17 protein-coding genes, 1 tRNA gene and 1 pseudogene are annotated in these 15,574 nt (G+C 63.2%); 9 read left to right on the top strand and 10 right to left on the bottom strand.

All coding sequences use genetic code 11. The annotated features are described in order from the left end of the window. Window positions 1-73: 73 nt before the first annotated feature. The gene (locus tag ASH00_RS03510; RefSeq protein WP_056545069.1) at window positions 74-895 is read left to right on the top strand and encodes an SGNH/GDSL hydrolase family protein; all 822 of its coding nucleotides are present in this window, start codon (window positions 74-76) and stop codon (window positions 893-895) included. Here the strand turns inward: ASH00_RS03510 and ASH00_RS03505 are convergent. From ASH00_RS03505 to ASH00_RS03495, 3 genes are all read right to left on the bottom strand, one after another. Further along, window positions 861-1,199 (bottom strand): DUF3140 domain-containing protein, encoded by a 339-nt coding sequence (locus ASH00_RS03505; RefSeq protein WP_056545066.1) that lies wholly within the window; start codon window positions 1,197-1,199, stop codon window positions 861-863. The two genes, ASH00_RS03510 and ASH00_RS03505, sit on opposite strands and share 35 nt — an antisense overlap. Before the next feature lie 148 nt (window positions 1,200-1,347). Next, the gene (locus ASH00_RS03500) at window positions 1,348-3,021 is read right to left on the bottom strand and encodes an alpha-amylase family protein (RefSeq protein WP_056545063.1); all 1,674 of its coding nucleotides are present in this window, start codon (window positions 3,019-3,021) and stop codon (window positions 1,348-1,350) included. Then, a complete protein-coding gene (locus ASH00_RS03495; RefSeq protein ID WP_056545060.1) occupies window positions 3,021-3,977 on the bottom strand; it encodes a TIGR03885 family FMN-dependent LLM class oxidoreductase in 957 nt (318 codons plus the stop codon). Before ASH00_RS03495 ends, ASH00_RS03500 begins: the two co-directional genes overlap by 1 nt. A 152-nt stretch (window positions 3,978-4,129) precedes the next feature. Here ASH00_RS03495 and ASH00_RS03490 point away from each other — a divergent pair, with 152 nt between their 5' ends. The 4 genes and pseudogenes from ASH00_RS03490 (at window position 4,130) to ASH00_RS03475 (ending at window position 7,653) form a co-directional block, all read left to right on the top strand. Further along, a complete protein-coding gene (locus ASH00_RS03490; RefSeq protein ID WP_056545057.1) occupies window positions 4,130-5,023 on the top strand; it encodes an SDR family oxidoreductase in 894 nt (297 codons plus the stop codon). 206 nt (window positions 5,024-5,229) lie between these two features. Next, window positions 5,230-5,418: pseudogene (locus ASH00_RS03485) on the top strand (manganese catalase family protein); the annotation flags it as partial. 238 nt (window positions 5,419-5,656) lie between these two features. Continuing rightward, a complete protein-coding gene (locus tag ASH00_RS03480; protein ID WP_056545050.1) occupies window positions 5,657-6,685 on the top strand; it encodes an iron-containing redox enzyme family protein in 1,029 nt (342 codons plus the stop codon). After that, window positions 6,682-7,653 carry a glycosyltransferase gene (locus ASH00_RS03475; protein WP_056545047.1) on the top strand — a complete coding sequence of 324 codons (972 nt, stop codon included), beginning with the start codon at window positions 6,682-6,684 and terminating at the stop codon, window positions 7,651-7,653. Before ASH00_RS03480 ends, ASH00_RS03475 begins: the two co-directional genes overlap by 4 nt. Window positions 7,654-7,739: 86 nt before the next feature. Here the strand turns inward: ASH00_RS03475 and ASH00_RS03470 are convergent, their stop codons facing one another. Next, window positions 7,740-8,639: a hypothetical protein gene (locus tag ASH00_RS03470; RefSeq protein WP_056545044.1), complete on the bottom strand. Its 900-nt coding sequence runs from the start codon at window positions 8,637-8,639 to the stop codon at window positions 7,740-7,742. A gap of 102 nt (window positions 8,640-8,741) precedes the next feature. On the opposite strand from ASH00_RS03470, the gene ASH00_RS03465 reads away from it, so the two are divergent. Beyond that, window positions 8,742-9,242 carry a DUF456 domain-containing protein gene (locus ASH00_RS03465; protein WP_056545041.1) on the top strand — a complete coding sequence of 167 codons (501 nt, stop codon included), beginning with the start codon at window positions 8,742-8,744 and terminating at the stop codon, window positions 9,240-9,242. A gap of 18 nt (window positions 9,243-9,260) precedes the next feature. Here the strand turns inward: ASH00_RS03465 and ASH00_RS17100 are convergent, their stop codons facing one another. From ASH00_RS17100 to ASH00_RS03455, 3 genes are read right to left on the bottom strand one after another with little or no spacing between them, the layout of a single operon-like run. Beyond that, window positions 9,261-9,383 (bottom strand): hypothetical protein, encoded by a 123-nt coding sequence (locus ASH00_RS17100; RefSeq protein WP_268760483.1) that lies wholly within the window; start codon window positions 9,381-9,383, stop codon window positions 9,261-9,263. 46 nt (window positions 9,384-9,429) lie between these two features. After that, window positions 9,430-10,908, bottom strand: coding sequence for a S10 family peptidase (locus ASH00_RS03460; protein ID WP_056545038.1), 1,479 nt, complete (start codon window positions 10,906-10,908; stop codon window positions 9,430-9,432). A gap of 32 nt (window positions 10,909-10,940) precedes the next feature. Beyond that, complete coding sequence (locus ASH00_RS03455) at window positions 10,941-12,407, bottom strand: DHA2 family efflux MFS transporter permease subunit (protein ID WP_056545036.1); 1,467 nt, start codon at window positions 12,405-12,407, stop codon at window positions 10,941-10,943. Between the two features lie 69 nt (window positions 12,408-12,476). On the opposite strand from ASH00_RS03455, the gene ASH00_RS03450 reads away from it, so the two are divergent. Both ASH00_RS03450 and ASH00_RS03445 read left to right on the top strand, forming a co-directional pair. Next, window positions 12,477-12,549, top strand: a tRNA-Ala gene (locus ASH00_RS03450). 142 nt (window positions 12,550-12,691) lie between these two features. Next, window positions 12,692-13,150: a MarR family winged helix-turn-helix transcriptional regulator gene (locus tag ASH00_RS03445; protein ID WP_082565866.1), complete on the top strand. Its 459-nt coding sequence runs from the start codon at window positions 12,692-12,694 to the stop codon at window positions 13,148-13,150. Window positions 13,151-13,215: 65 nt separating this feature from the next. Here ASH00_RS03445 and ASH00_RS03440 read toward each other — a convergent pair whose 3' ends face one another. The 3 genes from ASH00_RS03440 to ASH00_RS03430 are packed head-to-tail and all read right to left on the bottom strand — an operon-like array spanning window position 13,216 to window position 15,055. Then, the gene (locus ASH00_RS03440; RefSeq protein ID WP_056545030.1) at window positions 13,216-13,836 is read right to left on the bottom strand and encodes a DUF3618 domain-containing protein; all 621 of its coding nucleotides are present in this window, start codon (window positions 13,834-13,836) and stop codon (window positions 13,216-13,218) included. Further along, complete coding sequence (locus tag ASH00_RS03435; protein ID WP_082565865.1) at window positions 13,833-14,291, bottom strand: phage holin family protein; 459 nt, start codon at window positions 14,289-14,291, stop codon at window positions 13,833-13,835. Before ASH00_RS03435 ends, ASH00_RS03440 begins: the two co-directional genes overlap by 4 nt. Beyond that, a complete protein-coding gene (locus tag ASH00_RS03430) occupies window positions 14,291-15,055 on the bottom strand; it encodes a hypothetical protein (protein ID WP_056545027.1) in 765 nt (254 codons plus the stop codon). The genes ASH00_RS03435 and ASH00_RS03430 overlap by 1 nt, the downstream gene beginning before the upstream one ends. Before the next feature lie 199 nt (window positions 15,056-15,254). Between ASH00_RS03430 and ASH00_RS16330 the strand changes: the two genes are divergently transcribed. Continuing rightward, window positions 15,255-15,524 carry a CDGSH iron-sulfur domain-containing protein gene (locus ASH00_RS16330; protein WP_082565864.1) on the top strand — a complete coding sequence of 90 codons (270 nt, stop codon included), beginning with the start codon at window positions 15,255-15,257 and terminating at the stop codon, window positions 15,522-15,524. Window positions 15,525-15,574: the final 50 nt, after the last annotated feature.

Genomic DNA, 15,574 nt, shown 5'->3' with positions numbered 1-15,574 from the left:
AATTCACCCTGGCTTTCCCGCAGCGAAACATGGACGACGAAGGGACGTCGTCCGTCATCCCTACCGTGGAGCGGTGTCGAGACTCTATGTCGCAATCGGTGATTCCTTCACGGAGGGAGTGGGGGACTGGGACTCCCGCTATCCCAACGGCGTCCGTGGCTGGGCGGACCGTGTTGCCAAACAGCTGAGTAAAAAAGACCCAAGCTGGCGCTACGCCAATCTCGCGATCAGGAGCAAGCGGCTTCGACAGATCGTCGACGAACAACTGCAGCCTGCGCTTGACCTCCACCCCACCGTTGTCAGTGTGTACGCCGGCGGAAACGACATCCTCGAACTGCGCGCCAGCATCACCCCGCTCATGGAGACCTACGAGGACATGGTGTCCCGCATCGCGGCCGCCGGTGCCCGCCCGCTCCTTTTCACGGGCTTTGACGTGCGGCTCCACCCGGTCCTCGAACCGATGCGACGCCGAAACTGGATCTACAACGACCACGTCCGTCGGATCGCCGAAACGTACGGCGCACTCCTTGTGGATTACTGGTGCTTCGATGAGTATCACGACCCGCGTTTCTGGGACATCGACCGGCTTCACATGTCACCGGCAGGCCACAGGAACATGGCCGCCCACGTACTGCGCGAGCTCGGCATCGACCACACGCTCACGTCCAAGCCCCTGCGGCCCCGGCAGCGGCTGACCATGACCGAGATGCTCCGCCGGGAATCAGTGTGGTGGGGCGAGTGGGTGATCCCGATGTTCGGACGGCGTCTGCGCAACGTTACCCTCGGAGATGACTTTGAACCGCGTTGGCCGGTGCCCATCCGTCCGGCAGACGGGCTGAAGCGGCTGGCAGCCGAGCGGTTCAGTCCTTCAACGGGTCATGCCCCCAGTTCATGAGCGAGTACCGCCACTTCGAATGCTCGACGTCGGAGGACGGTTTTTGCGCCAGGTGCCGGTGGACATAGCCCACCACCTTGCGCATGTGTGCAGCGTCGGAATCAGTGAGGTCCGCTTTCTTTGTGGACAGGATTTTGATGATGCGGCGGCCGGATGCGTGCCCCACTGATTCGCCGCCGTCGTCCTTCTGGCCCACCTCCTTCGATTCCTGGGTGTCCAGCCACTTCTCCACTTGGGTTGCCGTCATATTGACGGCTTCCTTCCACTCGTCCCAGACCTCATCAACGCCGGTCGTGTCCGACATGCCTACTCCTGTCCTCGTACACTGGATTGATCATGACTTTCATCAACAAGTACCGCACCCCGATTGTCTGGCTCGTCGTTATCGCCATGGTGGCCTCCATCGGAGCCGGCTTCTTCGTCACCATTTTCTAGAGCTACTTTCGCTGCATTCACCACAGGCGGCCGGCACCCGGAACCTGAATCCGCAGCCACCGGTATCCGTAGGCGGGAAGTTCCACGGTGAGCGTCTCGCCCGGCTGGATTTCCGCGCGGGTGTCCTCGAGCAGGTCCGTGAGGATGCCGCCGCCGCTCGGCACATCGCCGTCGTTCAGTTTCACCGATACTTCGGCGGGCTCGGCCGCAAAGTTGTGGAAGATGAACAGGGAGTTCTCCTCCCAATCACAACGGTGGGCCAGCACAGCGGGGTTGGGGGTGTCGATCAGCGAAAAGGTTCCCCAGCCCAGCTCAGGGCATTCCCGGTATCGGCGAATCAGGATGCCCATGAAGCTGAGCAGGGAAGACGGATCCCGCCGGGCGGCCACCACGTTGACCTGACCGGGCCCAAACTCGCCTGCCACGAGAGGTGCCACCAGCTTGTCCGGCGGAGCGGAGGAGAACCCTGCGCTGTCCTCATCTGTCCATTGCATCGGGGTGCGTACTGCCAGCCGGCCCTCGACTGTCAGGTTCTCGCCCATCCCGATCTCCTCGCCGTAGAAGAGCACCGGCGTCCCGGGTAGGGAAAACAGCAGCGAATACACCATGCGGATACGCTGCGGATCCCCGCCCAGCATGGGAGGGAGCCGCCGCTTGAGGCCGCGGCCGTACACCTGCATGTTCTTCTCAGGTCCGAACGCGTCGAAAACTTCCTGCCGTTCGGAGTCCAGCAGTTTGTCCAGGGTCAGTTCGTCATGGTTCCGGACAAACGTGGCCCACTGGTTGTCGGGATCGATCGAGGGCCGGTCCGTGAGAGTACGTGCCAACGCGCGCGCATCGCCCCGGGCCAAGGACAGGTACATCTGCTGCATGGTCACGAAGTCGAACTGCATGTTGAGCTCATCAGCGGCATCCCCGAAGAACTCAACCTGCTGCTCGTAGGGCAGATTGACCTCACCGAGAAGCACCGCGTCACCGGTGCGCCGGGAGAGGAACCGGCGGAGGTTGCGCAGGTAGTCGTGCGGATCCCCGGCCTGATGATCAATGCCTTTCGTCTCCAGGAAGAACGGCACAGCGTCCACGCGGAACCCCGAAAGGCCGAGTTCCAGCCAGAAGCCCATTGCCTTGGCGATCTCGTCGCGGACGATGGGATTCGAAACATTGAGGTCCGGCTGGTGCGAATAGAAGCGGTGCAGATACCACTCACCCGTTTTCCGGTCCTTGCTCCAGATGGAGTTCTCCTTGTCCGGAAACACCACCTCGCTGGAGGTATCCGGCGGCGGGTCTGATCGCCAGACGTAGAAGTCGCGGTAGGGGTTGTCCTTCGAGGATCGGGCCTGTGTGAACCAGGGATGCTGGTCTGAGGTGTGATTGACCACCAGATCCGCAATGACCCGCATCCCGCGGTCCTTGGCAGTACGGATGAACTCCACCAGATCGCCGAGGGAGCCCAGCCGCCCATCTACGCCGTAGAAGTCCACGATGTCGTACCCATCATCACGCTGCGGCGAAGGATAGAACGGCATCAGCCAGATGCACGTAATGCCGAGTTCGGCGAGATAATCCAACCGCTGGGCAGCACCGGCGAAGTCACCCACGCCGTCGCCGTCGGAATCACAGAAAGTCTCGATGTCCAGGCAATAGATGACCGCGTTCTTCCACCAGAGGTCCGAGGTGTCCGTGACGCGCATCAGCGGACCTCGGGCAGGACATGCGCGGCAAAGGCCTCAATAAACGGCTTCTGCTCCGTCCCCACGTAATGCAGGTACAGCTCATCGAAGCCGAGATCAACGAACTCGCGTAACCGTTGGGCGTGGACAGCGAGGTCGGCTGAGATTTGTACGGTGCTTCGAAGCTGCTCCTCGGTAACTTCCCGGGTTGCTTCCTCGAACTCGGACGGGCGGGCGAGATCCCACGTAGTGGGTGGGGTCAGGGAGTTTGACCCCCATTGGACGCGCGCCACCTCGAGAGCTTCATCCTCGGTAGGTGCCCAGGACAGGTGTACCTGAAGGATGAGTTTGCCCTGGCCGCCGTTGCTCCGGTAAGCAGTGATCATTTCCGTCAGCTTCTCGTGCGACTGGTTCACGGTCACCAGCCCGTCAGCCCAACCGGCGCTCCGCGCCGCGGTTTCGACACTCACGGCCGGGGCTATCAAGGGTGGTTTGACCTCCGGCGCATCCCAGAGCCGCGCCCGCTCTGCGGTGACCAGGCCGCGGTGGGTAACCTCCTCGCCGTCGTGCATCCGGCGGATGATGTCTATGCACTCCTCCAGGCGCTGCTGCCGGATCTCTTTGGCGGGCCAGGAATCGCCCGTGATGTGTTCGTTCAGATTCTCCCCGCTGCCCAGCGCTGCCCAGAAACGGCCGGGAAACATGCTCGCCAGCGTGCCGCTTGCCTGCGCGATGATGGCGGGGTGGTAGCGCTGGCCGGGGGCAGTGACGACGCCGAAGCGCAGGTTGGTGGTGGCAAGCGCGGCTCCCAGCCATGACCAGGCAAAACCTGAGTGACCCTGGACCGCGGACCACGGCTCAAAGTGGTCGGAGCACATTGCGGCGTCGAAACCAGCCTGCTCAGCGAACTGCACATCGGCGAGGAGCTGTGCGGGGGCGATCTGTTCGTGTGAGGCGTGAAATCCGATGAGGGGCATGCGCGGACCTTTCCATTGGCGGCTCTTGAACGGGTGAACCGGTCCGTCCTAGTGTGATCAGTAGGCTTAGCAATATGTGTCGAGCCTAGCTGTACTGCAGAGAGCCCCTCAAGGGTGCTGCCCAAACTTCCATATGTACCAGGAGAGAAAGCATGAGCGATCAGTACACCTTCCAGAACCCTGTGACCAGGTTTCCCGAGATCTCTCCGCCCAAGCAGGACCAGCCGGAGCCCGGGCTCGACCAGCAGCTTGAACCACAAAGCGACCGCGGCGAGGAGTCGTACCGCGGCACCGGCCGTTTGGAAGGCAGGAAGGCGTTGATCACGGGAGCGGATTCCGGGATCGGCGCCGCCGTGGCTATCGCCTTCGCTCGGGAAGGCGCCGACGTCGCGCTCTCCTACCTCCCCGAGGAAGAGGCGGACGCCGACGAGATTGTGCGCCTGATTGAAGAGTGCGGCCGCACGGCGGTAAGGCTGCCCGGCGACATCAAGGACGGCGAGTTCTGCAAGGAACTGGTGACAAGCGCGGTGGAGGGCCTGGGAGGCCTCGACATCCTCGTCAACAACGCGGGCAAGCAGATCGCGGTGGAGCGGCTTGAGGACATCGACGACGAGCAGCTTGACCACACGTTCAAGACGAACATCTACTCGTTCTTCCGCATCACCCGGGAAGCGCTGAAGCACCTGCCGGCAGGGTCGAGCATCATCAACACCACGTCGATCCAGGCATACAACCCGTCGCCCACCCTCCTCGACTACGCCAGCACCAAAGCTGCAATCAACAACTTCACCAAGGGCCTCGCCCAGCAGTTGGCGCCGCGCGGCATCCGCGTGAACGCCGTCGCGCCCGGTCCTTTCTGGACACCGCTGCAGGTCTCGGATGGGCAGCCGAAGGATGCTCTGCCCGAGTTCGGAAAGTCCACCCCGCTGGGACGTGCCGGCCAGCCCACCGAGCTCGCGCCCGCGTATGTCTTCCTTGCGTCGCCCGAGTCGAGTTACGTGCTTGGCGAAACCCTGAACGTCAACGGTGGGAGCCCGACGCCGTAACCCGGCTTGTGCGCGCCGCTCTGGGGCCGCTCTGCAGCGTCGGGAGAAGAAAGCATCCGGAGTGATTCCCGGGCGGGGCCGTCTCAGTCGGGGAAACGGGACGGCCCCGCTCGGGGGGGCTCTGGCAATGCCAGTGCCGGCAGGAGGAGAAGGTGGTCTCGCCCTCCTCTGTCCTGCGCCTTCACTATGGCGAACGCACCTTGGGAAATTCTTGGGACGCCTGCAGGGAGTTGCAGGAAGAAGGCTCGGAGAACCTTCCTGTGCCGAGCAATTTCCCCCTCAAGAAAGAGGAACGAAGCGTGTCCTACCAATACCGGAACTTCTCCGATGGGAAAGCGGCCGCCGAGGGTTCCTGGGCGTCCGGTCCTGCGCCGGACGGCAAGGGTGAATTCACGTAACACGACGGACCCACGACATCGGCGCCCATGCCGCCGCCCACCCATCCTGAAGATGGCCGGACGCATGCAGGACAAGCTGAACAAGGAGTAGGTTTCGACCTTCGGTTGAACAGCCCGTCATGCTTGCGTCGCGGGCTGTTCCGCGTGCGGTACGTCTCAAAATAAACAGCAGGCTTAGTACTATGGTGGTGATGGGGACGACGTCGTCGGCCCACCGGGTAGAAAGGGGTTTGCCATGAAGAGTCCTGAACCACGCGGGGTCGCCAGCGCGGCATTGTTGGAGTGGCTCCCGCAGGCGCCGGATGGTGAGGCCATCGAGACCCTCCGGAAAGCAGTGCGTGCCGGGCTTGGCAGTTCTGCCGGAATACTGGCAGATGAAGACCTTCAGCTGACCCTCTTTTGCCTCTATGAGCTGCACTACGGCGGCATCGACGGAGCGCACTCCGACTGGGAGTGGGAACCCGGGCTTCTTGCGGTCCGCCGGGAGATGGAGCGGGACTTTGAAGCTGCCCTCCGCGCCGCAGTGGAGCTTCCCTCGCTGGAGCCGCGCGACAGCGACGGCGTGGCGGCCGTTCTGTTCGAGCTCACCGCTGCGGATACCGGACCGAGCGTGTCCCGGTTCGTTGCGAAGAAGGCCACCCTTGAGCAGGCGCAGGAGTTCCTGATCCACAAATCGGTCTACCAGCTCAAGGAAGGCGACCCTCACACCTGGGCCATCCCGCGGCTCAAGGGGCGGGCCAAGGCTGCGATGGTCGAGATACAGGCAGATGAATATGGTGGCGGACGACCGGACCGCATGCACTCGGCGCTCTTCGCGCGCACCATGCGCGGCGTGGGACTTGATGACACCTACGGTCACTACGTTGACGCCGTGCCGGGCTTGACCCTAGCGTCATCCAACATGATGTCCCTGTTCGGGCTGCACCGGCGGCTGCGCGGCGCCATCGTGGGACACCTCACGGCGTACGAGATGACCTCGTCCCAGCCCAACCGCCAGTACGGAAACGGGTTCCGACGGCTCGGATTCGACGAGGACGTGACCTGGTACTTTGACGAGCACGTCGAGGCCGACGCCGTCCATGAGCAAATCGCAGGGCGGGACCTCGCGGGCGGGCTGGTGGAGGCGGAGCCTGAACTGCTCGAGGATGTCTACTTCGGAGCAACGGCTGCCCTCACCCTCGACGGCATGCTGGGCGAGCACATCATCGCCAGCTGGGAGAAAGGTGAATCGTCCCTCCGGGTAACCGCGCCCGCTCCGGTATGACACTTCCCGCAGCAACCTACATCCTGCCCCTGCGGTGGACTGAGGACTGCGGACTGGCCGCGCTCGCTGTCTACCTCGAGGAAGTTGCGCAGCAGGCTGAGGTGCTCGTGGTGGACGGGTCGCCGGGTGAACTGTTCAACCGCCATGCAGCGGCACTGCCGCCCGCGGTGCGCCACCTCCGTCCCCGGTTCACCTGTCGCAACGGGAAGGTGGCGGGGGTGCTGACCGGCCTGGCAGAGGCGTCCTGCGAGCGGATAATCATCGCCGACGACGACGTCCGCTATGATTCGCTTGCGTTCCGGCGGATGCTCAAGCTACTCGACGAAGCCGACGTCGTCCGCGCCCAGAACTACTTCCTCCCCCTTCCGTGGCATGCCCGCTGGGATACCGGCCGAACCCTGCTCAACCGCGCGCTGGGCTCGGACTTCCCGGGCACCGTGGGTGTTCGCCGCTCCATCCTGAGGGCCACCGGGGGCTATGACGGCGACGTCCTGTTCGAAAATCTCGAGCTCCTGCGCACGGTGCGCGTGGCGGGCGGGAAGGAAATCCGCGCGGATGACCTGTTCGTCGGCAGGATCCCGCCTCGCGCCGGGCACTTCCGCCGGCAACGCGTGCGGCAGGCCTACGATGACTTTGCCCAGCCGCCGCGGCTCCTCCTGGAGCTGTCCCTGCTTCCCGCTCTGATCCTGCTAGTGCGCTGCTATGGTGCGCCTGCCGTCCCGGCGGTTGCCGCCGTCGTCGGTCTGGCAGAAACAGGACGACGACGGCGGGGCGGCAGGCTGGTTTTCCCGGCGACAGCCGCCCTGTGGGCACCGGCGTGGATGGCTGAGCGAATGCTGACCGTCTGGGCGGCCCTGTTTCTTCGCCTGACCGGCGGGATTCCTTACGCCGGATCGAAACTGGCGAAGGCAGGGAACTCACTGCGTTCCCTGAGGCGCGTACACGAAGAAGTCCGACTGCATCGATGATCAGCTAACTTCCCGCGAAAATTGTGCAGCTCCGGTGGGCCGACATCGTCGGATCCCACCGGAGCTGCACAGAACTTCCGCTTGCGCTACCGGTTGTCGATGGCGTCGTAATCCGTGCGGTCGATCCTGCGGTGATACCGCATACCGGCCAGGCCACCCAGCACCGCACCGGCCAGCGCAGCAAGCAGCGCCACAACGACGGCGATGATGCCGGCCGTGGTGAGCGTGCCCTCATTCAGGGGCAGGCGGGGGAAGCTGTTCAGGTTGGCCAGGACATCGAACTGCGATCCGAAGATCAGGCCGAGAATGGCAACGAGGATGGCGATGATGATGGCCCACAGCCACACTGCAATGCCCTGCTTGGCGCCGTTGAACCGGGCCATGCGCCCCGCAACGTATCCGCCGCAGTAGTAGGCGACGAGCAGTATGACAAGCAGGATGATCGCGCTTGTGATTCCGACCGTCTGGGCACTCTGTGACGCCTGGTTGGTTGCCTCATTCAGGCTGGTGTTGGTCGACAGGCCGAACGCCGCGCCTGCAGCCGCTACCAGTGCGGTGAGAATGACAGCCATACCAGTGGCAGTCAGCCAGCCGAAGAAGGCCGCGCCGAACTTCATGCCGCCGAACGTCTCTTTCTCGCGCTGGTGAAGCGCATCCCGCTCCGCTCCGACGGGAACCGGCGTGACATCGCGGTTGCGGTCGTAATTCCGGTTGGCGTCGGGATCGAGGTCCCTTCCACGACGGTCGTGGTCCTTCCGGTCACTGGTGTGTGACACGGGTACGGCCGCTGTGTGGCTGGCGCGGTCATCGCGCTGGGAGCGGTCGTCAACGCCGTCGTTATTGCGGTCAACGTCCATCGCCCGGGTCTCGGCCTCTGATGTGCGCGCGTCGGAGCGCCGGGAATCACCGGCGTCCAGAGGGGTGGACTCATCCGCATGCTTGGGGCGGTAGTCCCGATCGTTGTTCCCTGTTCCTGGTGTACTCATGGTGCCTCCTGATGTCAGGGCCCTAAGGCGACTTCATAAGCAACCTTAGTATTGCGGCGTTGTGCATACAAGGGCGCCGCTCCGCAGTGGCATGCTTGGGGTATGGATTGGGAAATTCTTGTCACCGTGATCTGCGGGCTCGCCATCGCCGTCGGAGTGGCTGGCGTGGTCATCCCCATCCTCCCCGGCAGCATTCTCATCATCGGTGCGCTGTTGGCGTGGGCTTTCACCGTGACGAGCGGTCCCGGCTGGACTGCGCTCGCGGTGGGCGGGGTGTGCGCGCTGGCCGGACTCCTGGCGGGAACTATATTGACGGGGCGAAAGCTGCGTCAGCGGAAGATTCCGGGGCGGTCCATCACTGTAGGGCTGGTGCTGGGCGTCGCGGCGATGTTCGTCATCCCGGTGGTGGGATTGGTTGTCGGGTTCGTTGTTGGCCTGCTGCTCAGCGAAGCCGCAAGGCTGCGCGATTTCAGGGCGGCTGTATCCTCCAGCGGCGAGGCCTTGAAAGCCCTGGGCCTTGGGATCGTGGTCGAACTCCTGCTTGCGTGCGCGGCGGGCAGCGCATGGATCCTTGCCGTCTGGGCACATTTCGCCATGCGCTGACCCGCCCGGAATGAACGCTTACCGCCGGTAGCCGCGGTTCTTCCCACGCGTGTTCTTGGCGCTGGTTTGGCCCTGCTGGCGCTTGCCAAGCAGTTTTGACGCAATGACCGGTGCGAGCATCCAAAGGATTTTCTTCAGCATGTTGTTCCGCCTTTCGTGGAATGAACCTCCATAGTAAGCACACTGATCAATTCTGTGCGGGATCGACGGTGACGAAATTCTTGAGGGCCTCGAGTTGCGCAAGCCTGCACTCGGGCTTCAGATACATCATGTGACCGGCCTCGTGGTAGTGGTGCGAGATCCTTGCCCGAGCCTCATCATTGAGCGCCATATGGGCGAATACGTACTCGGCCGCGAAGTGCGGAGTGGCGCCGTCCTGGTAGCCGTAATCCACGTGTACCCGCAGTGCCGGATTGTGGACCATGAGCCGCTCAAGCACGTCACTGACGTCAACGGGTGCGCCTTCAAAGGTCCGGTAACTCCAGGGCTGGACCCGCGCGGTAAGGATCTCGTACGGGAGGTCATTTTCATATCCAAGCTCGGCGCGCACGTAGTGGTTGATCGCCGCCGCGAACGGCCCCGTGATGGCGCGCATGCTCGGATCATCCGTGGAGCTGGAGGACTGCGGGTTGGCCGGCGGCGCGGTGAAGCGCCCGTCGATCCGCCCCACTGCGAGTCCCTCCGCCCGCAAGAGTTCAGCCGCGAATTCGTGGTACGCCCAGCGGAGGTTCGTGCGGCGGATGAAGCCCTCGTTGAGGGTGGTGAGCGCGCTCAGGCGGGCGACGGCGTCGTCGTATTCGGGTGGGGTGAGCCGGGCGCCCTGACTGAGGGCATAACCGAAATCGCGGGAGGCGTACTCCTCCGCCTCGCGAACGACGTCGGTGAGCTCCCTGCCGGGGTGGCGGCCGTGATAATGGGCGATCGCCGCGTAGGTGGGGAGGTGGAGTGCGTACGGGGTGTCGCTGCCCGGGAAGAAGCGGAGTGTGGACATGTTGAGCACCGTGGAAATGAGGCCGAGGCCGTTGACCGCCATGCCGTAGGCATCGAACAGGCGGCCGGCCACGGCCACCGCCCGGAGGGTTCCGTAGGACTCGCCCACGAGGTACTTGGGCGAGAGCCATCGGTTGTTGCGCGTAGTCCACAGGCGGATGACTTCCGCCACGAGGTCGCGGTCCTCGACGAAGGCGTGGAACTCGTCGGTCTTCTCACCCTCGATCACCCGCGAGAAGCCGGTGCTCACCGGGTCGATCAGGACGAGGTCGCTGTGTTCGAGGAGAGTCTCGGGGTTGTCAACGAGACCGAAGGGCGGGGGCGTCATCGCCCCGACATCACCTGAGTCCACGCGACGTGGTCCCAGCAGTCCGAGATGGAGCCAGACCGATGAAGAACCTGGACCGCCGTTGAATGCGAAAGTGACCGGCCGCTCAGACGTGCTGTTGTCCTTGGTGTACGCGACGACGAAGATTTCGGCCTTCGGCTTGAACCCCTCCGATTTGCCGTCTTTGGTTTCTTCACGCCGCAGAACCAGCCGGCCGGTGGTGGTGGTGTATTCGAGGCCCGAAGCAGCGGTGTGCTGCCGTGTCACGAAGTCGTCGCTGACTTCCTTGACGGCGTCGGGCTCCGTTTTCTCGACGGTGGTATTTTCAGTTGCGAATTCTTCTGCCATCCCTTGAGCCTATCGGTGGTTACGGAAAGCAACTACCGCTGTTTGGAAGTTTGCATCGTCGGTTCGACGTCAGCGCTCCATAGGTGGTTTTGTTCCGGACGGGCGAAGAAGAGCGCTGCGATCAAACCGATGACGACGACGGTTCCAGGCAGAAGCAGCGACTCACCCATGGCTGCCGCATATTCCGCAGACCGCGCCGGTGTGCCCACGGCGCCGTTTGCCGCCAGGCGTGCCTGCATGATGGCCGCGATGCCCGCGCTTCCAATCACGGCTCCCACCTGACGCGTGGTGTTGTAGACACCGGATCCGGCGCCGGCGAGCGACGGCGGGAGATTGCGTGTGGCTGTCAGCGAGACCGGAGCCCAGATGCCTGCGCTTGCCAGGCCGATCAGCGCGAGCGGCAGCAACAGCAGCCAGATGGGGGTGGTCGGTGTGAGCAGTGACGCGAGCCAGAACAATGCAACTGCCATGCCGGTGAAGCCGAAAATGGCCATGTACTTGGGGTTTCCGCGTTGGACGAGCTTTCCGATGAAAGGAGCCAGCGCACCGGAGATGATCGCCATGGGGGCCAGCAGCATCGCAGCCTGCGTGGGTGAGAGGTTGCGAACGTTCTGCGCATAGAGCATGAGCGGCAGGCTCATGGTTGTGATGGTGAAACCCATGGCTGAGATTGCCGTATTGGCGAGCGAGAAGTTGCGGTCGCGGAAAAGCTTGAGCGGCACCAGCGGTTCTTTGCGGTTGTAGCGCTGCCATACCAGGAAGGCAGTGAAAAGCACGGCACCGGTGATGATGAGGGACCACACTGAAATGGGACCGGCAATAGGACCCCAGTTGTAGGTCTGACCCTCCTGAAGACCGAACACCAGGCAGAACATTCCTGCTGCACTGAGAACCACGCCGAGGAGGTCAAAGGAGTGGTTTGTGGTGGTCAGGTTTGGAACCAGGCGGTAGGCCAGGAAGAATCCGATGACGCCGACAGGCAGGTTGACGAAGAAGATCCATTCCCAGCCGAGCGTGTCAACAAGGACGCCGCCCAGAATGGGGCCGGCAAGAGTGGCGATGCCCGCCACGGAGCCCCAGAGACCCATGGCTGAGCCCCGTCGGTCCGGAGGGAAGATGCGGGTGATGACGGACATTGTCTGCGGGGTCATGAGGGCCGCACCCAGCCCCTGGAAAACGCGGGCGAGGATAAGTAGTTCGATGCTCCCGGCGAAGCCGCACATGGCGCTCGAAGCAGTGAAGACGGCCAGGCCGGCGAGGTAGATCCGGCGGGGCCCGAACCTGTCACCCAGCCGTCCCGTGACCAGCAGCGGCACAGCGTAGGCGAGGAGATAGGCGCTCGTGACCCAGATGGCGCTGTCTATGTCTGCCTGCAGACCCTCCATGATGGCGGGCGTGGCAACAGAGACGATGGTCGAGTCAACGAGGATCATGAAGAACCCGATAACGAGCGACCATAGCGCCGGCCAGGCCCGGATCTCCGGAGCGGAGGATTGCATGATTCGAGGGTACAGTCGGGCGCTGACAGTTGGTTCTTGTCCCGCATGCTGGGGTATCTTGGTTGCTCCGGGGCTTTAGCTCAGTTGGTAGAGCGTTTCGTTCGCAATGAAAAGGTCAGGGGTTCGATTCCCCTAAGCTCCACTTGTTCCGTCGTAGGCACCTTCCGCCACATACCCTTTCCGCCGCGGTATGTTGATTCTGCACCGGCCTGGCAGGAAGAAGTCATCCACGGGTCCACTGATTACGAATTCCTTAATCCGGACCCAGATGAGAAGAGGCGGAGATGCCGGACACGGACCATTGGACGACGGAACGAATGCTCACCACCGCTGCCCGCCTGACCGAGAATGCCTGGAACGAGCGTCTTCACGCGCTAGGAATTACGCATGCCGCCTTCATTACGCTGCGCACCGTCGAGGCTCACGGCCCGCTGTCTCAGGTTGAGCTGGCTGACCATCTTCACGTCACCGCGCAGACCGTCGGCCGAACACTGGCACGCCTCGAGCAGCAGGGTTTGGTTCACCGCCACAGCAGTGAAAGCGATCGCCGAACCTTCGTCGTCAGCCTTACCCAGCCTGGCAGATCGCTGCTCTCCGAGGCGGAGCGTCACGAGCGGGAATTCGCGCTCGACCTGCAGCGTGCGTCTCCCGAACTGCGCCGGCTGTTGATGAAGGTCATCGAGGATCTGCTTCCTGCCCGTTTCCCTCGAAACGGCGTGGATCAGGCAGGCCAAAACAGCTGAACAAGGCAACAAACCGCTGGCGCTGTACGGAATCCGTACAGCGCCAGCGGTTTGTTTTTCAGGAGTTACGGCGTGTTCGAGCTGCTCTGAACGTTGGACTTGGCATCCTGAGCCCGGTCCTTGACGTCCGAGGCAGCACTCGTGCCTTCTTCCTTGACTGTATTGGCTGATTCCGTGGCGGTCTGCTTGACCGAGTCCATGGCCTGCTGTGCCGGCTCCTTCATATCTTCGGCTACCTGCTTGGCGGCATCTGTCACTTCGGAGACGAGAGGCTGTGCCTTTTCCTTTACAGCCTGGGCGGCTTCCTTCTCCTTCTGGCTCGCCGGAATGAGCGAGGAGGCAAGGAGGCCGGCTCCGAAGGCGATCAAGCCCGCGGCGAGAGGGTTTCCCTGCGCCTTCGAGGTGACGCGCTGCGGTGCGTCATGAAGCGCGTCACCTGCCTGGTGTGCCGAGTCCTTCATTGACTGTGAAGCGCCGTGTGCACTGCCTTTGGCAGAGTGCGAGGCATCATGGGCTGAGCCCATCACGCTGTTCTTGACGTTGCCAAGCGCGCTCTTGACCTTGTCGGTCTGCCGGTGGGCAATGTTCGACGGACTTACCTTGTCCGCGACGGCGTCAACATCAGTGCCCAGTTCGCGGCGGGTGCGTTCGATGTCCGCACGGATTTCATCAGGTGTCTGGTTCATGGCGTGTGCTCTCCTGGTTTCAACGTAGGCGGAATTTCCTTGGCTGTCTCAGCGGTCTGCGGCATGCCCTTGATCGACTTCATTTCCTTCTTCCCCTTTAGGGCGAGGACTGCAGCGATGATGCCCCAGATCACGGCAACAATCACCGAGGCCCACCCAAGGCTCTCGATCCACTCGGCGAGGCCCCACATCAGAGCGAGGGAGAGAAAAAGAAGCACGAAGTGCCCAGCGACTGCGGCGCCGCCGAACATCCCAGCGCCCTTGCCCGCGCGCGTTCCTGACTCACGCAGTTCAGCTTTTGCGAGCTCGAGTTCCTGGCGCATCAGCGTCGACAGGTCACTGGTGACCTCACTGAGCAGCTGCCCCAAAGAGGCATTCGAACCCTGGTCATTATCCGGGCTCGGCGGCGGCGGCGGTTGCGCCGCATGTGATCCGTGGAGGTGTGGCTCGGTCATTAGCGGAAGTCCCTCCCTGATTCAGTGCCGGTCACTCCGGGCTGGCTAAGCGGAGTGGTTGGGGTGACGGTAGGCGTGGTGGTTGGCGGGGCCACCGGCGGTGTGTCGATGCCGGCGCCATAGGCCGGCTGGTCGGTCCCGTACTCGTCAGGCACCGGCGGGTAGGTAGCGACGTGCTGGCCGCCTGTTGCCGATCCGGCGGGGCTGCCGGTCGAGGGCGAGCCGCTCGAATCGGATCCGCCTTGAAGGCCGCGCGCGAGGCGTCCCGCGAGGAGGCCTGCCCCGGCTGCGACCATCAGGAACGCACCGGGCCGACGGCGGGCAAACCCGGTAACTTCGTCTAGCAGTGATCCCGGATCGCGTCCCTCGAGCCACGAAGCAGCGCTGCCGGTTCGCTGCGCTGCCTGCTGCACGAGATGCTGGGCGGTGCCGCTCTCGGAGTTCTGCGCCATGGAATTCAGCTCATCGCTAAGGGAACGCAGACCGTCGGTGACGCGCTGCTGCTGGGTTCCGGCCTGGCTCTTCAGGTCGGAGCCAAGCTCGCCGACAAGGTTCCTGGCCTGGGCGCCGGCCTCGTGTGCCACGTTCTTCGCTTCTGACCCCGCGGTCTGTGCGACGCCCTTGGCTGCGTCTGCGCCCTGCCGCCCTACATCCTTGGCTTCATCCTTTGCAGCAGACTTAGTGGACTGTCCGGAGGACGAGGTGCTCGGCGCGCCCGGCGTTGAAGTAACCAGCGGGTCTTCTGACCAGTTCTGTGTGCTCATAATGACTCCTTTATTGATGTGGAGGACTTCTGGAAGGTAAGCCGTCGCATCTACACAATAAGCATGCTTAGCATATGATCACAAGACCGCAACGAAAACTCTCGTTCAAACCGCCAAGCTCGCTGGGATCTACGTGGACAGCCAGCTTAGTATCCTGGGCAGGAGTCGGCTAGGGCTACAAGTGCAACCAGGGAGACTCATGACTGGATCATCCGCATCACCGGGATCATCACGGAACGACGACGTCAGTATTGTTGCCTGCCCCGACGGGCCTCTGCTCGTAAGGGGAGAAGTGCCCATCGTCACTCCCGCGGGCGAACCGGTGCCTCGTCGTCGTAAGACTGTGGCGCTATGCCGCTGCGGAGCCTCGACAATCAAGCCTTATTGCGACGGGACGCATAAGCTCATCAACTTCCGCACTGAGCCGGATCTGCCGGACCCGAAGGGCCTTCCGGATGACCGGCAGTAGGTCTCAACGCAGAGGCCGCCGGTATCGCTGTCAAAGCGACACCGGCGGCC

The organism is Arthrobacter sp. Soil782 (genome assembly GCF_001428435.1).
Classification (GTDB): Bacteria; Actinomycetota; Actinomycetes; order Actinomycetales; family Micrococcaceae; genus Arthrobacter_D; species Arthrobacter_D parietis.
The sequence above is the reverse complement of the archived record's forward strand: the minus strand, read 5'-3'. Positions and strand labels throughout refer to the sequence as shown.

What these genes read in the sequence shown, in the direction of transcription:
- ASH00_RS03505 (WP_056545066.1), bottom strand. Translation starts at nt 1,199, where the DNA reads ATGTCGGACACGACCGGCGTTGATGAGGTCTGGGACGAGTGGAAGGAA.
- ASH00_RS03500 (WP_056545063.1), bottom strand. Translation starts at nt 3,021, where the DNA reads ATGCGCGTCACGGACACCTCGGACCTCTGGTGGAAGAACGCGGTCATC.
- ASH00_RS03495 (WP_056545060.1), bottom strand. Translation starts at nt 3,977, where the DNA reads ATGCCCCTCATCGGATTTCACGCCTCACACGAACAGATCGCCCCCGCA.
- ASH00_RS03490 (WP_056545057.1), top strand. Translation starts at nt 4,130, where the DNA reads ATGAGCGATCAGTACACCTTCCAGAACCCTGTGACCAGGTTTCCCGAG.
- ASH00_RS03480 (WP_056545050.1), top strand. Translation starts at nt 5,657, where the DNA reads ATGAAGAGTCCTGAACCACGCGGGGTCGCCAGCGCGGCATTGTTGGAG.
- ASH00_RS03475 (WP_056545047.1), top strand. Translation starts at nt 6,682, where the DNA reads ATGACACTTCCCGCAGCAACCTACATCCTGCCCCTGCGGTGGACTGAG.
- ASH00_RS03470 (WP_056545044.1), bottom strand. Translation starts at nt 8,639, where the DNA reads ATGAGTACACCAGGAACAGGGAACAACGATCGGGACTACCGCCCCAAG.
- ASH00_RS03465 (WP_056545041.1), top strand. Translation starts at nt 8,742, where the DNA reads ATGGATTGGGAAATTCTTGTCACCGTGATCTGCGGGCTCGCCATCGCC.
- ASH00_RS17100 (WP_268760483.1), bottom strand. Translation starts at nt 9,383, where the DNA reads ATGCTGAAGAAAATCCTTTGGATGCTCGCACCGGTCATTGCGTCAAAA.
- ASH00_RS03460 (WP_056545038.1), bottom strand. Translation starts at nt 10,908, where the DNA reads ATGGCAGAAGAATTCGCAACTGAAAATACCACCGTCGAGAAAACGGAG.
- ASH00_RS03455 (WP_056545036.1), bottom strand. Translation starts at nt 12,407, where the DNA reads ATGCAATCCTCCGCTCCGGAGATCCGGGCCTGGCCGGCGCTATGGTCG.
- ASH00_RS03445 (WP_082565866.1), top strand. Translation starts at nt 12,692, where the DNA reads ATGCCGGACACGGACCATTGGACGACGGAACGAATGCTCACCACCGCT.
- ASH00_RS03440 (WP_056545030.1), bottom strand. Translation starts at nt 13,836, where the DNA reads ATGAACCAGACACCTGATGAAATCCGTGCGGACATCGAACGCACCCGC.
- ASH00_RS03435 (WP_082565865.1), bottom strand. Translation starts at nt 14,291, where the DNA reads ATGACCGAGCCACACCTCCACGGATCACATGCGGCGCAACCGCCGCCG.
- ASH00_RS03430 (WP_056545027.1), bottom strand. Translation starts at nt 15,055, where the DNA reads ATGAGCACACAGAACTGGTCAGAAGACCCGCTGGTTACTTCAACGCCG.
- ASH00_RS16330 (WP_082565864.1), top strand. Translation starts at nt 15,255, where the DNA reads ATGACTGGATCATCCGCATCACCGGGATCATCACGGAACGACGACGTC.